Source organism: Cellulomonas taurus, assembly GCF_012931845.1.
In the GTDB taxonomy this organism is placed as follows: Bacteria; Actinomycetota; Actinomycetes; order Actinomycetales; family Cellulomonadaceae; genus Cellulomonas; species Cellulomonas taurus.
This window is the reverse complement of record NZ_CP051884.1, coordinates 3,251,344-3,271,357: the sequence shown is the minus strand read 5'-3', so window position 1 is coordinate 3,271,357 and position 20,014 is coordinate 3,251,344. Positions and strand designations below refer to the sequence as shown.

The 20,014-nt window shown below is 72.7% G+C and carries 13 protein-coding genes; all 13 read right to left on the bottom strand.

Features of this window, described 5'->3' with window-relative positions; all coding sequences use genetic code 11:
• Positions 1-6: 6 nt before the first annotated feature.
• The 13 genes from HGK68_RS15170 to HGK68_RS15110 all read right to left on the bottom strand — a co-directional run bounded on the left by HGK68_RS15170 (position 7) and on the right by HGK68_RS15110 (position 19,658).
• Positions 7-2,118 carry a peptidase domain-containing ABC transporter gene (locus HGK68_RS15170; RefSeq protein ID WP_169166716.1) on the bottom strand — a complete coding sequence of 704 codons (2,112 nt, stop codon included), beginning with the start codon at positions 2,116-2,118 and terminating at the stop codon, positions 7-9.
• A gap of 14 nt (positions 2,119-2,132) precedes the next feature.
• On the bottom strand, positions 2,133-5,045 hold the full coding sequence (locus HGK68_RS15165) for a type 2 lanthipeptide synthetase LanM family protein (RefSeq protein ID WP_169166715.1): 2,913 nt from the start codon (positions 5,043-5,045) through the stop codon (positions 2,133-2,135).
• 59 nt (positions 5,046-5,104) lie between these two features.
• Positions 5,105-5,266, bottom strand: coding sequence for a hypothetical protein (locus HGK68_RS15160; RefSeq protein ID WP_169166714.1), 162 nt, complete (start codon positions 5,264-5,266; stop codon positions 5,105-5,107).
• A gap of 202 nt (positions 5,267-5,468) precedes the next feature.
• A complete protein-coding gene (locus tag HGK68_RS15155) occupies positions 5,469-5,852 on the bottom strand; it encodes a hypothetical protein (protein WP_169166713.1) in 384 nt (127 codons plus the stop codon).
• A complete protein-coding gene (locus HGK68_RS15150) occupies positions 5,845-6,840 on the bottom strand; it encodes an LLM class flavin-dependent oxidoreductase (RefSeq protein WP_169166712.1) in 996 nt (331 codons plus the stop codon). Before HGK68_RS15150 ends, HGK68_RS15155 begins: the two co-directional genes overlap by 8 nt.
• On the bottom strand, positions 6,837-9,572 hold the full coding sequence (locus tag HGK68_RS15145; protein ID WP_169166711.1) for a DUF4135 domain-containing protein: 2,736 nt from the start codon (positions 9,570-9,572) through the stop codon (positions 6,837-6,839). Before HGK68_RS15145 ends, HGK68_RS15150 begins: the two co-directional genes overlap by 4 nt.
• Complete coding sequence (locus HGK68_RS15140; RefSeq protein WP_169166710.1) at positions 9,565-11,706, bottom strand: peptidase domain-containing ABC transporter; 2,142 nt, start codon at positions 11,704-11,706, stop codon at positions 9,565-9,567. Before HGK68_RS15140 ends, HGK68_RS15145 begins: the two co-directional genes overlap by 8 nt.
• Complete coding sequence (gene lanM, locus HGK68_RS15135; protein ID WP_169166709.1) at positions 11,703-14,603, bottom strand: type 2 lanthipeptide synthetase LanM; 2,901 nt, start codon at positions 14,601-14,603, stop codon at positions 11,703-11,705. The genes HGK68_RS15140 and lanM overlap by 4 nt, the downstream gene beginning before the upstream one ends.
• An 88-nt stretch (positions 14,604-14,691) precedes the next feature.
• Positions 14,692-14,865, bottom strand: a complete 174-nt coding sequence (locus tag HGK68_RS15130; RefSeq protein WP_169166708.1) for a class II lanthipeptide, LchA2/BrtA2 family — start codon at positions 14,863-14,865, stop codon at positions 14,692-14,694.
• 34 nt (positions 14,866-14,899) lie between these two features.
• The gene (locus HGK68_RS15125) at positions 14,900-15,061 is read right to left on the bottom strand and encodes a plantaricin C family lantibiotic (protein ID WP_169166707.1); all 162 of its coding nucleotides are present in this window, start codon (positions 15,059-15,061) and stop codon (positions 14,900-14,902) included.
• 371 nt (positions 15,062-15,432) lie between these two features.
• Complete coding sequence (locus HGK68_RS15120; protein WP_169166706.1) at positions 15,433-17,901, bottom strand: class III lanthionine synthetase LanKC N-terminal domain-containing protein; 2,469 nt, start codon at positions 17,899-17,901, stop codon at positions 15,433-15,435.
• 16 nt (positions 17,902-17,917) lie between these two features.
• A complete protein-coding gene (locus HGK68_RS15115) occupies positions 17,918-18,541 on the bottom strand; it encodes a response regulator transcription factor (protein WP_169166705.1) in 624 nt (207 codons plus the stop codon).
• Positions 18,528-19,658, bottom strand: a complete 1,131-nt coding sequence (locus HGK68_RS15110; RefSeq protein WP_169166704.1) for a sensor histidine kinase — start codon at positions 19,656-19,658, stop codon at positions 18,528-18,530. Before HGK68_RS15110 ends, HGK68_RS15115 begins: the two co-directional genes overlap by 14 nt.
• Positions 19,659-20,014: the final 356 nt, after the last annotated feature.

Below are 20,014 nucleotides of genomic sequence, written 5' to 3'. Positions count from 1 at the left end.
CGTGGTTCAGCTGAGGGTGTCCGCAGCGACGTGCGATGGGGTCGGGGCCTCCTGTTCCCGGTAGAGGCTCGCGTAGAGCGCCGAGGCGGACAGCACCTGGTGGTGCGTGCCCTGGGCGACGATCCGCCCGGCGTCGAGGACGTAGATCCGGTCGCTGTGCCGCACGGTGTCCAGCCGGTGCGAGATCACGATCCGGGTGGCGGCGCTGGTGGCGAGCCACCGGTGGATGCGGCGCTCGGTGCGGGGGTCGAGGGCGCTGGTCGATTCGTCGAGGACGATCACCCGGGGATCACCGAGAAACGCGCGCGCCAACGCGATGCGCTGCCGTTGACCTCCGGACAGCGCCTCGCCGGCATTGGTGATCACCGTGTCGTAACCCATCGGCATCGCCGCGATCTCGGTGTGGATCTGCGCGTGCCGGGCCGCGGTCTGGACCAGGTCGTCGGTGATGCCCGGACGCCCCCACACGATGTTCTCCCGCACCGTGCCGTTGCGCAGCGGTGAATCCTGCGGGACGTACGCGACCTCGGTGCGGAACGTGGTGCGGTCGTGATCGCCGATGTCGCGACCGCCGTAGCGCACCGCACCCGCGTCGGGGCGGTACAGCCCGGCCACCAGCCGTGCCACCGTCGACTTGCCCGAGCCGGACGGTCCGACCACCGCGATCTGGCTGCCCGGGGCGGCGTCGATCGTCACGTCGTCGAGCACCGTGTCCGAGAGCGGGCCGTACCGGAACGACAGCGCCTCGCCGCGCACGTGCTGGCCGACGGTTTGCCCGTCGGCACCGTGGAACAGGTCGTCCGGCGTCTCGGTCAGGATGTCCTCCAGTCGCCGCGCGGCGGCGGTGGCGTGCGCCGCCTTGGTCGCGAGCTGTCCGACCGTGGTGATCTGACCGAACATGACGGCGCTGAGCATCTGGAAGGCGATCGCGTCGGCGAGGGCCACCGGGGACCCGCTCCACCCGGTCAGCGCGGCGATCGTCAGCAACAGCGGAGCGAAGGACTGCGCGAACCCGATCACGCTCTGCACGCCGCCGTCGAGCAGGGCGGAGCGCCGGGTCCAGCGCAGGATCTCGCCGTTCGTCCGACGCCAGGTCCGCGCCGCCTCGTCCTCGAGCCCGGTCGCCTTGACCAGAGCGATCGTGCTGACCGTGTCCACCTGCACGGCGCTGCCGATGCTCTGGAAGTGCGCCTCGTGTTCCGCCCACCGTGCTGTCCAGCGCCGGGCGAGCACGAGGCCGATCAGCAGCACGGCGAAGACCCCGAGTGCGATCCCGGCGAGGCCGGGTGCGGTGATCAGCATCGCGATGCCGGTGACGGTGACCAGCAGGATCGCCGCCGCTCCGCGGGCCAGCCCGGAGGTGAGGAGGTCCTCGAGTTCGTGGCTGGAATGCAGCCGGTAGAGCAGGTCGCCGCGTGCGCGGACCGCGAAGTAGCGCAGCGGGAGATGCACTAGTCGGTCGAAGGTGGTGTCGGCGATGTCGCGCCCCACCGCCAGCGCCGTGCTGACCGACAGGGCCGCTGTCACCAGCGTGGTGAGGAGGTAGGACGCCGCCACGCCGAGCACCAGGGCGGCCGAGGGCCGGTCGGTTCCGGCGATGGCGGCGGAGACCACCGAGGGTGCCCACAGCGCGACCGCCACGGTGGCGAGGGTGGACAGAACCAGGGCGGCGACCCGTCCCCGGTGGGCCGCGACGAACGGGAGGAAGGTCGCCCAGGGCCGCGGCTCCGGCGCCGCCACTGGGGCGTCGGCGGTGGGCACCGCGCTCACCGCGATCCCGCTGAACTCCTGCTCGAAGTCCTCGACCCTGATCCGGCGGCGGCCGCTCGCCGGATCCGTGAGCCGCACCCAGCGGGCCGACACCGACTCGACCAGCACGTAGTGCGCCCGGCCCCAGTGCGCGACGAACGGGGTGGGCAGCTCGGCGGCGCCACCGGGGGCCACCCGGTAGACCGCCGGTCGGAAACCGCAGTGTCGCAGCGCGTCCCGCAGTTGGCGCACCGTCATGCCGTCGCGGCCGGGCGCGAAGGTGCTGCGCAGTTCCCGGAGGGTCGGACCCCGACCGTGCGAGCGCATCAGCATGGCAGCGCAGACCAGGCCGCACTCGGACGGGGTCACCTGCAGGACCGGCCTCACCCGAGCCACAGCGGGGACCTCGACCGTCCGGGGGCGAGCAGGTCGACCAGGAGGGCGGCCGGGCCACCCGTCCCGACCATCAGCGCGTGCGCCTGCGTGTGGCGACCGAGGTGGTCGAGGGCAGTGGGCAGGACTGTGTGGGCGTAGCGCCGCCGCGCGACCTCGACCTCAGCGGCGAGCGGCTGGTCGCCGGACAGCCGGGCCACGTCGGCGAGCACCCAGAGGTTGCCGGTGTCCCCGTGGCAGAGCGAGGTGTTCCCGCCGAACCCGGTGGCCCGTACCCGAGCGGTGAGCGCGGCGATCGGGGCGTCGACCAGTGCGGAGGTGGCCGGGAGGGCCGAGCGCACGATGCTCAACGCGAGCAGCCGGCCCGGCGCGCCGTGGCACCATCCCCGCCCCTCCGGGGTCCCGGCACCGGCGAAGGACGTCTCCGCCGTCGCGGGGTCGGCGGCCGCGATCTCCTGCTCGACCATTCGGTACACGGCCGCGGTGGCGCGGGGGTCGCCGGACCGAGCCGCGAACCGGGCCAGCGCCGCCAGCACTCCGGCCCGGCCGTGGGCGAAGCCGGGGAACAGCTGGACCCGCACGTCCGGTGCGGCGGCCGGGTCCCCGGCCGCGACGTCGGCCAGGAGCCTGGTGGCCACCCGGTGGGCGAGGTCCGGGAGGGTGCCGGTGGGGTCGTCGACCGCACTCGCCTCCAACGCCAGCAGCATTCCCGCCGAACCCGTCATCACCTCGGCGGGCGCGGGCCCGTCCAGGGCGTCCACGGCGCGCTGCCACAGTCGGCGCGAGCGGTCGGTCAGCTCGCTGTCACCCGTGATCCGGGCCACCTGGTCGGCGGCCGTGGCGAGGGACTCCACGCCGGTGAACGCTCCGTGCTCCAGCGCTCGCCAGGAGAGATCCGGGTCGAGCAGGCGCTCGGCGGAGCGATGGAAGAACGCCAGCGCGCGGGACCGCCACTGCGGTTCGCCCAGCACCGACGCCGCGCCGGCCAGGACCAGTCCGACACCGCAGGACCCGGAGTAGAGGTCGAGGCGCAACTCGTCGACGGTCCAGTACTGGAACGCCTGGTCCGACAGTCGACCGCCGACCCAGGTCGGTGCGTGCGGCCCGTCCCCCGGGATCCAGGCATCCGCCATCGGCTGACAGAGGGAGCCGAGCAGCTCGCGCAGGGCGGCGTCATCGGCTGCGTCGGCCGGTGCGCCGTCGAAGGTGAAGCCGGTCGGCCGGGATCGCTGGGCGAGCGCACCCGCGTGACTCAGCCCGATCAACCAGGCCTCGCGGTCCACCCGGGCGGGGTCGAGGGCGGCGAACTCGGCCAGCACGTGGTCGAGGGGCCCGGTGGCCAGCACCTCGGGCACCCGGAGCCCGTCGGCGTCATACAGGTGGGTGGACCCGCTGCGGTAGTGGAACCGGGGCACGTCCCGACGCCTCAGCTGCGCGTGCTCCGACCGCAGCAGCGGGGCCGGGGTCTCGGTGCGGAAGATCGCGGCCCGGCAGAGTGCCAGGGCGTGCAGATCGGGATCGCGGTGCAGGTCCGGGTGGGTCGCCAGGCGCAGGGTCTGCGCGTAGCGCTGGGTGTCGACCGGGACGAAGCGGATCTCGACGTCCTGGAACAGGTCCGCGATCCAGGTCGCCACGACCTCGCGCTCGGTCAGGGCCCACGTGCTGAACCGGCGGTATCCCGCACGCACCCAGGCCACCTGATCCGCCGGGTCCACCGTGGGCAGCAGGGCGGGGCGGCTGCTCGGCAGGTGCTCCAGCTCGAAGCGCATCTGGTCGGTGAAAGGTGCCCGGAGCACCAGGGTGCTGAAGGGGGACGCCTGCCCCGGGGTGTAGCCGAGCGCGCCGACGTCGAGCCCCTGGCCCGCACCCGGTGCCGTCATCCGCGCGGGCAGCAGGCCGGTGCCGGTGACCGACTGAGCGAGGGCGATCTCGCTCGGCCGGGCGTCCTGCGTCGGAGGGATCGCGTTCAGCAGGGTCTCGAGGTCGACCAGCACCGGACGGTCGTCGCACATCACGACGTTCTCGACGTGCAGGTCGGTGGCGCGCAGCAGGTGGCACAGCCCGAGCAGCTCGCCCATCGCGCGGTACGCCCGCTCGGTGTCCCGGACCGGGGTCGTGTCGACGAACTCGGCCCAGCCGTACTCGCCGCGGTCGAGCACCCGCGGGGCGCGGAAGACCTGGTCGCCGCGGTGGTCGTTGATCCGCTCGACCAGGCCGAGGAAGGCGAGGTCGATGCCCAGCGCCCGCGGCTTGTGCACGACCCGGGCCCCGGAGTCGAAGGTCACGACGACCACCGAGCGGCCGTCGTGGGTGTCCCCGGCGCCGGCCTCGATGTCGGCGATCCGCTCGTCCGGCCCGCAGCCCAGGTGCGCCAGGTCGTCGTGGTCGGCATCCGCCCGCGACAGCACCTCCTGCACCAGGTCGGCGAAGGCCGTGGACACCGTCCGGGCGGCGGTGACGGACACCGGGAAGGCGGCCCGGTAGTGCTGGGTGCCCTCCTCGCCGTCCAGCCAGGCCTCGAAGGCGGCGAACCGCTCCTCGGGAGTGCTGCCCACCACGGCGCCGCGCCGCTCGTGCAGCAGCGCGGTCTGGGTGCGCAGGACGACTTCCTGCACCCGGGCCAGGCATGCGCGCAGCAACCGCCGGGACAGTCCGGTCGGATCGGCGACCCGCTGGCTGCCCCGCACGGCGGTGACGATCCGGGCCAGCGCCGGGGCGGCCAGCGCGCGGGTGCTGGTCTCGAAGGGCAGCACGGCCGTGCCGGCGAGCAGCTCGGCCACCGCGCTCAGGTCGGGGGCGGCCGGGGTCGGGTCGACCGGTGCCGCCGTCGAGCGGGCACGGGCCACCAGGCTGTCGCGCTCCTCGGCGGTCAACTCGGGGAACAGCACGGCGGGGGCGATCATCGGATCTCCGTTCGGGACAGCCGTAGGGCCCGCGTCGTCGCCGGCCCTACGGCACAGGGTCAGCCGTTGTTGCAGACGAAGCCCCAGCATTCGTAGGAGATCGTGCAGAACGCCCCGATGGTCTTGGTGCCGGGGATGGTCCAGATGCCCCCGGCGCGTGCGCCCTCGGAGCGGGAGAGTTCCTGATCGCCGAGTTCCTCGACGAGGCTGACAGAGTTCACGATCGACCTCCTGTGGTGTCGTGCGGTCACGGATGTGACCGTCTCCTCGACGCTAGCCAGGAGGTCCGCGGCGGCCCCACGGTCTGGGGTCACCGGTCTGAGCTGCTCTGGTCACCCCGTCGACCTGACACCTGTCATGTGCCCCGGGGCGGACATGACCGGACGCCGGTACCCGTGCGGGCACCGGCGTCCGGGGTGCGGGTCAGGCGGTGGGCGCGATCCGGGCGACGGCGACGAAGGCCACCACCGCGACCACGGCGACCGCCCAGGCTAGGTCGAGGGAGACCAGCGCGAAGGACACGCTCAGCAGCAGCAGCGCGACCACGACGGCGGCACACCACAGCGCGGTCGCCCGCCCGGACCACCGCGTCGCCCCGGCGCGGACCAGAACGACCGCCACCAGGGCGACCACCAGCAGGAAGTTGGAGTTGCGGGCGGTGCCGGCGGGCAGCACGGGGGCGGCCACGAAGATCGCGGCAGCCAACCCGAGACCGATGGACATCAGTCGGTCGCGGCGGTCGGTGCCGGACCCGACGGCGCTCGGCCGGGACCCGGGGGTGGGCAGTGCGTGCGGTGTGTCATTCATCGTCGTCTCCCTCGTCTCGCCGGGTGGCAGTCCCCAGTGTGTCGAATGCGTCCACCGTGCGGGTGAGATCGCGCAGCGCCTCCTCGTGGCCGTGCACCAGGCCGACCGCACCCGCGTTGAGGATCACCTCGTCCACTCCGGCGGCCCGGTAGTCCGCGAGGGTGCGCAGGATCGTCTCCATCGGTCCCCCGGTGAACACCCCGGCCCGCACGGTGGCCCGGAGGGTGGCCGCGCGGTCGTCGCTGATCGGCACCCCGGCCGCGGACAGCATCGCGCGGTAGTGCGGTTGATCCAGGTGCCGACCGCAGGCCAGCGTGGCCAACCGGGCCAGATCGCGGCCGGGCTCCTGCAGCGCACACGGCAACACCGCGACCACCCGCGGCACCTGCCGACCCGCCGCCGCGGCACCGACGGTCAGCGCCGGGATCAGGCGGTCACGCAGGAACCCGAGCGGCACCAACCAGGTCACGACGAAGTCCGCTACCTCTCCGGCCAGCCGCGCCATGGTGGGGCGCAGCACACCGCAGCCCACCTCGATCGGCGCGGAGGCGAGCGGGTAGGGCGGCAGTTCGGCGGGGTCGGGGTGGGCCGTCGGATCGCCGGCGGCGGCACGGGCCAGCGCCGAGACACGGCTGACGTAGTCGGCGGTGTACCGGGCGGGCTTCTCCAAGGGATGGCCGAGCAGGTGCCGGGCCATCTCGGCCGTCCCCATGCCGTAGGCGGCGCTGACCGATCGGCCGCTGAGGGTCGCGATCGATCGGGCCTGGGCGAAGGCGTCGTAGGGCGTGCGCAACGGCGCGACCGCCACCGCCATCCCGACGTCCACGGCCGGCCCCCGTGCCGCGAGGGCGGCCAGCGCGGCATGCGTCTCGATCATCAGCGACTGGCCGGTCCACAACCGCAGGTCGCGGTCGGCGCACAGCCGGGCGTACTGCTCCAGGGGTTCGAGCCGGTCGATCTGCTGACCGAAGAGCACCGAGATCTTCATGCCGCGCTCCTCGAGGCGTCCCGCACGAAGGCGAGCGGCACCCACACCTGCTCGCCGAGCACCGCCCGGTCGAGCATCAGTGCGGTGTCGGTGACCCCGGCCCAGCCGAGGAAGTACCCCAGCAGTGATCGCCGGGAGGGGACGCCGGTGGCGTAGCCGTACTGCCGGGCGTGGCGCGCGGTCCGGCGCCAGTACGAGGCGGCGCGGTCGATCATGCTCCGGTCCCCGGTGAGCTGGGCCACCCGGATCAGCGACTGCACGATCCCTGCCGCGCCGTGGCAGACGGACAGGTCGACCGGCTCGCCCGCCGGCAGCGCGGCGGTCGCGCAGTCCACCAGCCGCTCGACTGCCTCGCCGGCCGCGCCGGAGGAGATCTCGGCCAGCACCATCGCGGTCCCGGCGGCTCCGATGCACCAGCCCGGGGGCACCGTGCCGCAGATCCCCTCGGCGGTGCGGGCGAGGGCATCGGACAGGGCGTCGAGCCGCGCCTCGTCACCGAGCCGTCGCGCGAGCCGGGACTGCGCCCAGGTCAGGCCGAGCGAACCGTGGGCGAGATCCCACGGTCCCTTGCCTCCCGTGGGCAGCACCGGGATCGCCTCGAGCGCCCGCGCCAGGACCGACTCCGGGGTGTCGGGGAGGTCGGCCAGCACCAGGGAGAGTCCGGGCGGGCCGAGCAACAGGTCACCGGCCAGCTCCCGGTCGGCGCTGCTGACGGCCTCGGCGAGCGCCGCCTCGATCGGTTCGTTGCGGGTCGCCCCCGGCCGGAGCACGTACTCCAGCGACGCCGGGCCGGAGACGATCGAGCTCCCCGCCGACATCAGGCCCTCGCGGTAGCGCCGGACCAGGGTGCTCAGCCCGCGCCGCACCGCTGCCCCCTCCGCACGGAGTGTCTCGGCCTGCTCCGGGGCGGCCTCCGGTGCCCGGTCGAAGAGCACCGCCAGGCCACCCGCGTCGTGGAAGCTCACGGCCGTGCCGGGGTCGAAGGTGGCCATCGTGGGGGTGTACGCGCCGGTGATCCATCCCATCTCCGGGCCGTCGATCCCGGTGGTGCGCACGGCCACCGCGCGCAGGCGGTCCAGCGCGGTCCGCCAGTCGATCCCGTCGTCGGTGATGGCGGCCCCGAACGGCCCGATGTCCCGGGAGCGGTAGGTGGGGGTGGTGCGCAGGCGCAGGTCACGCAGCTCGGCCAGACCCTCCTCGATCACCTGCTCCTCGAAGTCCGTCCAGGGCCCGGCGTCCACCTGGAGCACGCTGCGCTTGGCCCACTCCCGGGGAGCGGCGTCGAAGGTCGGACCGGAGCTGGACTCCGCGGCCCGGATCCGGACGTCATTGGCCTCGACGGTGAAGTAGGGGACGTCGCCCTGGAGGAGCGCCTGGAGCTCGGCGTCCTGGACGAAGCGGGCGGTCTGCGCGGACCGCAGCCCGGCCGGCGGGTGCAGGGCGCCCAGGACGCGGAGGAACTGCGCCTCGTCGCGCATGTTGTCCGGGTGGGTGGCGGCGGCCAGGATGCGCACGTAGTTCGCGGTGCCGCGCATGATCTGCCGGACCTCGATCCGCGCCTCGTCGATCACCCGGATCAGGTCCGCACGCGTGGTGACCAGCGCGTCGATCCCGGCCCGCATCCCCGCCACGAAGGCGTCCCGGTGGGCGAGCAGGTCCTGCGCCTCACCCTGCGCCGAACGCGGGACGTTGGAACCGTGCTGATAGGGGTAGGTGCGGCGGGCGATGTCGATGCCGTCGGTGTCCTGGTTCACCAGCATGAAGTCGGTGCGCTCGGAGTCCTGCAGGTCACCGACGCCGACCCCGCCGGTCAGCACGCTGTACGGGCCGCTCGGCATGCGCTGGGGCAACAGCATGGTCGTCGCCATCGAGCGGCGGAGCCGGTTGTTGACGGCGTCCGGCAGACCGTCCGACGCCTGGAGGAAGTCGGCGTGCAGCACGGTCTCCAGATCGACGACCACCGGCCGGTCCCCGGCGGCGATCAGGTTCTCGTGGTGCAGGTCGCTGGCACCGAGGGCGGTCAGCACGGCGGCCAGCGCACCGAAGGTCCGGTAGTAGCGGTCCGCGGCCTGCTCGCCGGTCAGCTCCGCCGGGACGACGAACTCCTGCCAGCCGTACTCACCGCGGTCGAGGGAGGCGGGCACGCACCGGCTCAGATCGTCCTCCCCTGCCCGGGAGACGATGCCGAGGCAGGTGGCGGCGAAGATCTCCGGGGCCAGACTCCGCGGCTTGTAGACCAGACGGGTCCCGTCGTCGAAGCGCAGCAGGGCGACCGTCTGCCCGCCCCGGTGCGGGTCGGAGTCCAGCGGGTCGATCCCGATCAACCGGGCCTCGGCGGGCAGCACCGACCGCGCGGCCAGCAGCGCGCGATCGGCCGTCAGGCGCTCCACGACCCGGCGCAGGTGCGCGACCACCGCGTGCGCGATCCGGTCCAGCAGCGGGCCGAACACCGGGTAGGTGTCCCGCCAGGCGCCGATCGTCCCGGCATCGAACCCGGCCAGGTAGCGGTCGATGGCCACCGTCGACCCGGGGTCGGCGGGCAGTCCCTGCGCACGCCGGAACCGGTGGAACTCGACGACGAACACCCGGGTGATGACCAGCCGGAGCCGGTCCGCGATGGTCCGCTCGGTGGCATCGCGCAGCAGCGGCCGCAGGTCGGCGTCGTGCTCGGCCAGGAACGCGTCCAGGACGTCGGCGTAGCAGTCGACGACCGCGGCGGTCACCTTATCCACGGGCCACCCCCTCACCCTCGGGCGTCGCGAACAGCCGGGCGTAGGCGCCTTCGGCGCCGACCAGTTCGGCATGGGTGCCGACCTGCTCGATCCGGCCGCCGCTCATCACGTAGATCTGGTCGGCTGCCAGCACGGTGGACAGCCGGTGGGCGATGATCACCTGGGTGCAGTCCAGGGCCGCGATGCAGTCGTGCACCAGGCGCTGGTTGGCGTTGTCCAGAGCCGAGGTCGCCTCGTCCATCACCAGGATCCGCGGCGAGCGGATCAGGGCCTTGGCGATCGCGATCCGCTGCCGCTGTCCGCCGGAGAAGTTCGCGCCCATCTCCGAGACGACCGTGTGATAACCCATCGGCATCGCGTCGATGAAGTCCAGGAAGGGCAGGGTGCGGCACAGCGCGAGCGCCTGGTCCTCGTCGGCCGCGGTGCCCAGGGTGAGGTTCTCCAGCAGCGTGCGGTTGTGCAGGTATCCCTCCTGCGGGATGTACCCGATCTCCGCGCGCAGGCTCTCCAGCCGGTAGTCCTGGATCGATCGTCCGCCGAAGCGCACCTCACCGGTGCTGGCCGGGTAGAGGCTGGCCAGCACCTTGCCGAGGGTGGTCTTGCCGCTGCCGGACTCGCCGACCAGCGCCACCACCGCCCCGGCCGGGATGCTCATCGTGATGTCGCTGAGCACCGGTGCGCCGTAGTCGGCATACCGGAAGGAGACGTTCCGCAGGTCGATCGAGTGCTCGGTGACGGTGGTGCGCGATCCGCCGAGCGGTTCGGTCGGATAGCTGTAGATGTCGTCGGCCCGCTCCAGGTACTGCGAGGCGACGATGCCGTCGGTCCAGCTCTGGAACACCGAGGTGCTCAGGCCGAACAGCAGCGCGGACACTCCCTGGACGGCGACCGCCTGGCCCAGGGTGATGGTGCCGGTGGCCACCCAGGACAGGCTGGCGATCAGGATGGCGACCGGTGCCAGGGTCTGCACCGCGGTGACGGTCGAGCCGAGCCAGCCCTGCTGGATCCGCACCCGGCGCATCATCGCGTTCAGGGCCGAGCGGTAGGCGCCCCGCCAGTCATCGAGGTAGCTGTCCGCGTAGCCGCCGATCCGCAGGCTGGTGATCGACACCACCGCGTCCATCTGGATGCTCTGCGCCCGACCGGAGTCGTGGACCTCCTGGTCGGTGGCGGACTTGACCACCCGCTGGGCGATCAGCAGCAGGCCGACGATCACCAGGGTCAGCGCGACCACGGTGCCGCCGAGCAGGGTGGAGGTCCAGAACACGTACCCGGTCAGCACCAGCACGCTGAGCATGTCCATCAGGCCCTGCACGATGCGGGTCGCGATCAGCTCCTGCACCTGGTTCAGCGAGTTGATCCGGTACATCAGCTCACCGGGCGGGCGGCTCATGAAGTACTTCAGCGGCAGCCGGATCAGCCGGGCGAAGGCCCCGGTCAACAGCTGCCAGCTCACCGCTCGGACCACGGAGGTCATCACCCGGATGCGCAGGATCAGCACCGCGGCATAGGCCACCGCCAGGCCGGTGATCGCGGCCAGCGACCGGCCGAGCCCGATGTCACCGGAGCTGACCAGATCGACCAGGTGCTGGGTGAGGATCGGCACCGCGAGCGTGAAGCCGAACACCGCCAGGCTCAGCGCCACCAGCCCGGCGTACTGTCCACCGATCCCGCGCGGCCAGATCGGCTTGCCGCGCCAGGCGGCGAAGGCCGGTCGCCGGACGCGCACGAACTCCGGATCCGGCTCCGCGGTGAGGATGAGCCCGGAGAAGTCCTCGACGAACTCGGCGCGGCTGATCTCCCGGCGGCCCAGCATCGGATCCATGATCACGGCGCTGCGTTCCGACAGCCGCTCCACCACCACGAAGTGGTAGCCCTTCCAGTGCGCGATGAACGGGGCGTCCACCAGCTTCAGACCCTCCAGGGCCTTCACCCGCAGCATGCGGGTGGTCATGTGGTGTTCGCGGAGCAGGGCGTCGATCTGCCGCAGGCTCAGGCCGTCACGGCCGGGCTCCAGGATCTGGCGCAGGGCGGTGGTCGGCACGTCGTGGCCGTGGAAGGCGAGGACCGATCGGGCGACGCACAGACCGCATTCGGTCTGCGCCACCTGCAGGGTGGTCGGGACGTGTCTCATGCCGACACCCCGATCCCGGTCAGGGTCAGCGGGGACGGCAGGTCGGGGCGCAGCCGGGTGGCCAGGTGCCAGGCGAGACCGCCCTGGCCGACCATCAGGCTCGGGCCGAGGGCCTGGCGACTGTGGACCTCCTCCAACCCACCGCGGAGGCGGTCGGCGCCGAGGTACCCGGTCAGCACGTCGACCAGCGGGGCGGCGCCGGTCCAGGTCGGCAGCATCCGGGCCACCTCGTGCAGCCCCAGGGTGCCGTGGCAGAGGGTCAGCGCCGTGGCCACCTGACCGTGCGGGATCCGGGCGACCAGCTCGCGCAGCCGCTCCGGGTCCACCAGCCCGGCCTCGACGGCGCTCGCGGTGGCGACCAGCTGCCCGGCGATCCCGTTGCACCAGCTGTCCGAGAGCTGCTCGGTCTCCCGGGAGGTGCTGATCCCGCCCGCACCGGTGGCGAAGGCGGTGCGCAGTTCGCGGTCCGCCTGCTCCGCCAGGGACGCGGCGGCCGGATCGGCCCCGTGCCGGTGGGTGCGGGCGGCCAGCCAGAGCAGACCTGCGACACCGTGCGCCAGCCCGCTGGACGGCAGCCGGTGTACCAGGTCGGCCTCCAGGGCAGCTCGGCAGACGGCGGTCGCGCCTGCCGCTCCGGCCCCCTCGGCGAGGGCGAGTCCGACCACCGCTGTCCCGGCGGCACCGGTGATCACGTCGCACCAGTCCGGCGTCGGTTGCGGGGCGGCGGGCCGGACCAGCCGGAGACCGGCCCGGGCGACAACGAGGTACTCGGGGCGGCCCAGGATCCGGCCCGCGGCGGCGATCGACCAGAGCGTCCCGGCGAAGCCGCTGTAGGCGCCCGCACCTGATTCGGCGACGCTGCGCAGGTCGTAACTGCCGTGCGCGATGATGTCGACCGAGGGCTGGAACACGCTCAGCGACGCCTCGATCAGCCCGTCGTCCTCCAGCGCGGTGCCCAGGGCGGCCAGCGCCAGGGCCGCACCGGTGCGGCCGGTGTAGAGGTCGTAGCCCAGCACCCCGGGCGGGCTGGGCCGCGCCGCGTCGGCGCTGGCCACGGGGCCGATCCAGGTGCGGGGCAGATGGTCGAAGCGGTCGGCGACCATGCCGGCCACCAGGTGTGCGCCCACCCGGTGGCCGAGGTCGCGCAGCTCCCCGGCGTCGCTGCGCCGAGCGGGGGCCAGCCGGTCGTAGTCGGTCATCGGGTGCGGGTCGGCGAGCTTGGCGTAGAAGGCGGTGCGGATCAACCGGACCTGGTCGGCCAGATCGCCGGGGGACAGCGCCGCGATCGTGGCGAGCGTCTCGTCCAGCGGGCTCTGCGGGATCAGGGCGACCTCGCGGCGCTCGGCGCTCGGCTCGGTGATCCGCCGGGAGCGTGCCGCGATCAGGAAGGAGGGCACGTCGGCGGCCCACATCTGCTCGCATTCGGAGGTCACCAGGCGCGGGTCGGAGTGTCGGCTCGCGATGCCGATCCGCTTGAGCAGTCCGGCGGTGAGGTCCGGCGCGGTGCTGGGCTCGGTGGAGGTGACCAGTCGCAGGCACTGCTCGTAGACCACCGTGGCGTTGTGCAGGTACCGCAGCTCGCAGTCGCCGAACGCGTCGGAGACCAGGGCGGCGAACTCCGCGCGCCGGGCCATCAGCCGCTGGTAGGTGTGGGTGAAGCCGTCGATGAAGCGCTCGCAGTCCGACCGCACCCGATCCGCGGCGGCGTGGTCCGGGGCCACCGGTGCGGCCGGGGCGACGGCGGCATCCGGTCGCCAGCTCACCCGCAGTCGGGTGCTGAACGGGTGCTCGACCTGGAATCCGCGGAACGGACCGCCCCCGCGGATCTCACCACCGCCGACGTACCCGACGTCGACGCTGCCCTGTCGGTGGCGGGAGGTCATCACCAGCGGGAGGACACCGGTGCCGTAGACCGAGGTCTCCAGACGGCGGTACCCGTTGTCGATGCTCTCCGGCACCGCCGTCTGCCGGTGCCGCCGCGGGTGCAGCAGCGTCTCCAGGTCGATCGGCACCGGCCCCCGCGCGGTGGGCAGGATGTTGGTGAAGTGCATGTCCCGGGCGTTCAGGGCGTACATCACCGCCGCCAGCGTGCCGACGGCGCCCAGGTCGTCGTGGCTCGGGTCGGCGGTCAGGAACTCCACATAGCCGTAGCCGTCGCGGCGCAGCGCCCGAGCGGCACCCAGCGGGCGGTCGACGATGGCGGTGGCGCGGGCGCAGAAGTCGGCGTAGGCGCTCTCGCAGTCCACCGGCCGCGGCTTGTAGACCAGGTGCGTGCCGTCCTCGAACACCAGGACGGAGACCGAGCGGCCGTGATTGTGCAGGTCGCCGGAGAACTCCGCGGCGGCGATCCGGCTGGTCGTCCCGATGCCGTAGGCGGCGGCGATGTCGACCCGGTCGGCGGCCAGGCGGCGCAGCATCTCCGCCACGGCGCGGACCCGGTTCGTCATCCGCAGCACCACCCGCTGCGCCAGGGCGGGGTGACCGGCGGCGAAGCGGGCGAGCCCGTCGCTGAGCAGGTCCTGGCAGAACGACACGTAGGCGCGTTCGGGATCGTCCGCGTCCTCGGGCATGGCGTCGGCGAGCGGCCGGATCGCCATCGCGGTGAAGTCGGTGGCCAGCGCGCGGCGCAGCTCGGCGGTGAAGGAGTCGGCGTCCGCCAGGGTGGGGGCGAGCAGCGGCTCCCACTCGGTGGCGAAGACGGTGTCGGCCACCGCGTGCGCGACCGTCTCGAAGGTGTGGTGCTCGGCCTGCGGCCCGAAGGCGGTGGCCGGGGCGACCGATCGGGCACACAGCGCCCGAGCGTGCTCCGGGATGGAGCCGATCTGCCCGATCGGATCGATGATCTCCGTCACCTCGGCCGGGAGGAGCTCGGGATACAGCGTGCTGGCGGTGCGCATCGCGCGGGACCTCCGGGGAGTGAACGGGTGGGGACGGGCGCCCGACCGGCCGAGACCGGCCGGCCGGGCACCCGACATCTGCCGTGAGTCAGCACGCCCTCGTGCAGGCGCTCGACGGACAGGTGTTGTTCGAGATCCATGCCGAGACAATGGACAGCACCACCGTCGGGGTGCCGGCGCCGGCGGTGTCCCCGTCGGCGATCTCCAGCAGCTCGTCGTCGGTGTAGCGGCCGAGCTCCAAGCCCTCGTCGTTCGCGTTCATGTCATTCCCCTCGTCGTCGTTGTCGGAACGGAAATTACTTGCACCAGGACATGCATTCGTGGGTGATGGTGCAGAGCCACCCGTTGTTGCCCCAGTAGTCGCTCAGCGAGAACGTGTTCGTGGAACATGCCCCGAACGCATCCGCGTCGAACGACTGCTCGTCGATCTCTTCGATCCAGCTGACTGTCTTGTCCATCGCAATGGCCCCTTGACTGACTCGGTTGGATGTTGTCTTGGAGGCGACAACGGAATCAGACTGTCGGAGCGGGACCGGCGGGTGCAGTGCGCGCCATCACGATGTTTCGCGCCGACTGTCAGGCCCGGGGCGTGACGAATGTCATGGGGCGACGATCACAGACAAATGACGGTCGAAAAGAAGCTGATCGCGGCGGTGGCGATGGTGTCGGTGTCGTCCTGGATGTCCAGCTCGTGCAGCTGCGTCAGGGTGGTCATGGCGTCCTCCGAAAGATGCGTTCCGATTGCGACGAGGGACGTCGCCACCACGAACCTAGGCTTGCGGAAAAACGCCTCCTAGTGGCTGGTGCACCGAGCTGGACATGACAGATGTCATGGCCGGGGAAATCGCAGCACCGTGGACAGCGGATCGGTGGGCTCGCCGGCCAGGGCCAGCAGCGCTCCGGCGGCACCGGTCCCCAGGTCGGCCGAGTAGCGCAGCAGGTGTTCGCCCAGCATCAGGTGCACGGGGCGGTCCGGTCCGCCGGGGAGTCGCCGGGGGACGACGTGCCAGCCCAGGCGACGCCGGTGGTCGCCGACCATCGGGTCCTGGCCGGCGATCCGGCGCAGGGCGAGCGCGATACCGGTCCGACCGCGCAGCAGCCCGCCGCTCAGGACCAGGGGCACCCGCAACGTCTCCACCGCCTCGGCGGACCAGCGGCGCAGATCGGGTGGTGCCGCGTCGCCGAGCGCGTGGATCGCGCAGCCGAAGGCGGCGGTGCCGATGCCCAGGTGCGGCATGAGGCCGGCCCGGTCGCGCAGCAGGATCCCGGCGCCGACCGGGACCACCGCGGGGACCTCGCGGCGCACGGCGGCCACCGCGAGCTCCCGGCACCGGCCGGCGCGGCGCGGACCGCTGAGTTCGGCGACCCGGAGCAGGGCCAGGGCGACCCCCGACCATCCGGCGATCAGCCCCGGCCGGTGTCCGGCGGGGGTGTCCGGGGCGTCGACCGCCGCCTGCACCGCGGCCAGATGTGCGTCGAGCGCCGCCGGGTCCTGCGGGATGCCGGACCGGGTCAGTTCCGCCGTCGCCACCGCCATTCCGGCCCGCCCCGCTCCCCACCAGGGCGCGGTCGTGGCGGCCGGGTGCGCCAGCGCGCGCTCGCAGACCCGGGCGGCCCAGGACGGTTCGTCCAGGAGGGCGAGGGACATCGCGATCCCGTCCGCACCGTCGGCCAGTCCGCGAGGCCAGCCCCCCGCCTCCTCCACCCGGTCGGCCAGCCACGAGCGCCATTCCGGGCGGATTTCCGGCCTGCCCACCGCTCGCAGAGCGAGCAGGACCCCGCACGCCCCGTGCAGCAGGCCGACCCCGACCCCGGGGGCGGCGAACTGGGCGATGTCACCGGGGAACAGTCGGTCGCTGCGTCCCGGTGCCGCGGAGGCGACGATGCCGTCGACCAGCGGGTCGAGATCGGGTGCCTCGGGACCCGGTTCCGGGGCGGGTGCGGCGGTCGGCGCCAGCGCTGCCTCATCGGCGAGGGTCGACGCGAGGTCCGGCCGGTGGGACAGCAGCACGGCGGCGGGGTTCCGGGCCAGCAGGGCGAGCCGGGTGATCGCTGTCCGGTCGACCTCCGGACTGAGGTCCTGCGGGTCGGACCCGGCGGCGAAGACCGGATTGCGGACGTCGTGGGTGACTGCGGTCCCGTCGATCGCCGCCGACTCGAAGTCGATCAGTCCGACCGTGTCCGTCCCGACCACCACGTTCCCCGGGTGCAGGTCGCGATGCACCACGCCGTGCCGGTGCATCCGCTCGACCAGCCCCGTGATCCGGGCCAGCACCCGGTCGCACCACCGGGCGTACCGGTGCAGGGCGGCCGGGTCGGCACCGGGGACGCCCAGCGGATGATCGCTGGAGATCGCCTGCAGCAGGGAGCGGTCACCGAGGTCGGTCATCACCAGGAAGTCGCTGCCGCCCTGGCTCAGGTACTCCACCACCTCGGGGGCGACGCCGGACCCGGCCAGTCGGCGCAGCACCCGGTGCTCGTGCCGCAGCCGCGTGACGGCGGTGGAACCGTCGGGCTCGTAGCCGCTGTGGTGCCGAGCCTCCTTGACGATCACCCGGCTGCCGTCGCGCCAGACGGCCCGGTAGAGCGCCCCGCAGCCCGTCCGGCTCACCAGCACCGGCGCGGAGAGCGGCAGACCAGCTCCGGCGTCGGCCTCGGCGCGGCGTCGGTGCCGGGCGATCACCTCCGGTTCGGCGTCGCACCCGGACCCGGACCCGGACCCAGACCCGGCACCGCCCCGGCGATCGGCCTGGATGCCGGTGCCGGTGCGCACCCCCGGCGTCGGTCGGCCGTCCGCGCCGGTGGTCCAGGTCTCGACGTAGGCGCCGTACCGGACGGAGACCGGCAATCCGGCAATCGGGAGTTCGCCGGGGACCAGCGCGCGGGGCTCGTCCCGGAGTGCCGCGTCGAGTGCGTCGATCAGCAGCTCGCAGTCCCGGGCGTCCCGGGGGTAGACGGTGACCGTCTTCGCGCAGTGGGCCACCGGGGCGTACTTGCTCTGCATCCGCTGGACCAGGTGGGTGCTGCGCAGCGTCTTGACGCTGAGTCCGAGGTCGACGCAGATCGCCACCACCCGGGGGATGACGTCCCGGGCCCGGTCGGGCACGACGCTGACATGCACCTTCCATCCCGCGCCGGGCAGCGGTCGCGGCGACCGGTAGCGGACCCAGGGCCCCGAGGTGTCGACGGTCCATCCGGCGGGGGTGTCGGCCGGGGCGGGGCACAGGTCGTCGGTCCCGGGGCCGGGCGGGTCGAAGAAGGGTGACTCACCGAGGAATGCCCAGTACCGGGTGTCCACCGTCGGCTCCGGAGGGTCAGAGCCAGCCGTGTCGGGTGGCCGTGAGGTAGGCCTCGGTGCGGTTCTCCGCATCGAGTTTGGTCATCGCGCTGGACAGGTAGTTGCGCACCGTTCCCTTGGACAGGCACAGCTCGGCGGCGACATTCGGGGTGGGCATACCGGTGCCGTACCGGCGCAGCACATCGGCCTCGCGTTGGGTCAGCGGGCTGGGCCCCAACCGGAGCGCGGCGGTGGCCATCTCCGGGTCGACCACCACGCCCCCGGCCGCCACCGTGCGGATGGCGTCGAACAGTCGGTCGGCGGTGGAGGTCTTGAGCGCGTAGCCGCTGGCACCCGCGTTCAGCGCGCGGTGCAGGTAGCCACTGCCTTCCAGCGAGGTGAGCAGCAGCACCCGGCACCCGGGATGGGCGGCCACGATCCGGCGGGTGAGCTCGATGCCGTCCATCTCCGGCATGTCCACGTCGACCACCGCCAGGTCCGGCTGGAGCTCGTCGATCACGGTCAGTGCCTGCTCGCCGCGGCTGGCGGTGCCCACCACGTCGAAGGCGTCCACCGTGGACAGCAGCGTGGTGACGGCGGCCGCGATCACGTCGGCGTCGTCGACCACGACGATCCGGATGCGCGAGTCAGGCGTGGACATCGTGGAGCTCCTCGATCGGGACGACGGGCACACGGGCATCGACGACGAATCGGCCGTCCCGCACGGTGGAGGTCAGCGAACCGCCCAGTCCGGCGAGTGCGGTCGCCAGGGTGCTCAGTCCGGTGCCGCCGGCCGGCCGTCGGGTGCGGACGCCGTCGTTGACGGCGCACAGGGAGACCTGGTCGCCGATCCGGCTGATCGTGATCGTCACCGCGCGCGGGCGGCTGTGCTTGAGCATGTTGGTCACGGCCTCGCGCAGCACCTTCGCCAGCATGGTCTGCGCATGGGCCGGCACCTCCACCTCGGTCACCACGTCGCACTGGATGCCCAGCGTGGTGAACAGGTCGGTGGCGGCCGACACCTCGCTCTGCACCCCCACGATCCGGTCGCCGCGCACCAGGGAGCGCAGGTGCTCCTGCCCGTCCTGGGCGACGGTGGCGATGGCCTCCAGCTGGGCCCGGCAGCGGTCCGGGTCCCGGTCGACCAACTGCAGCGCCGCCTGGGTGCGCACCGACATCGCGACCATCGTCCGGCCGATGATGTCGTGCAGTTCCCGGGAGATCCGTTGGCGTTCCTCGTCGGCCACCATCCGGGCGATCTGCTCGCGCGCCACCTGCAGGTCGGTCAGCTCGACGGTGAGCCGGACCAGGACCACCAGCACCCCGGCCAACAGCCAGGAGAACACCGGGATGCCCCAGGTCGCCTCGGTGTTGGCGTCGAAGACCACCATCGCCAGCACGGTCAGAGCGGTCTCGGCCAGGGCCAGCACCCAGGCGGTCCGGCGCGGGAAGTCGAGGAACATCGTCGCGAATGCGAGCGCGAGGGTGGCCCATTCCTGGGCCGCGAACAACCCGATCGGGGCGAGCAGGACGACGGTCCAGCGTGGCCAGGCGCGGCCGCGGCCGGTGCCGGCGATCGCTCCCTGCTGCACCACGATGAAGGCGGCGGTCGCCACCGTGTGCACCACGATCCCGGTCACCCGGGACGCCGCGTTCAGGTCGCCGTCGACCTGGAACAGCATGGAGATCGAGACCTGGAGGAAGAGGAAGGCCAGCACGCCCCAGGCGAGCAGCCGAGCAGTGTGGGCGCCGCGTCCGATCAGCGCAGGGAAGGACAACGTGCCTCCTCCCCCTCGGCGACGACAGCGCGCTCGCGCGTCACGGCGCACATTACAACTGTTCACGGTCGGCTGTCGAAAGTCCCGTGAAAGAGTTTTCGGACATTTCACCGAGGTCGACCACCGAGGATGTTCTTTTGCAGGTCACAGGGTATTTCCTGTGGCCCGAGTGGTGTGAGTCCGTGCGGGCGCGATCCGAGTCGGGGTCACTGCCGGCCGCCGCCGCGCGGATCCGGTCGCTCGGGAACAAGCTCAGCGTCGGCCGGGTTGAGCCGGATGGACTCAAGTTCGCCCGCCTGGAGTTGCCAACCGCGGAGGGCAGGCGCAGACTTGAGTGCAGACGACTCAAGGCGACA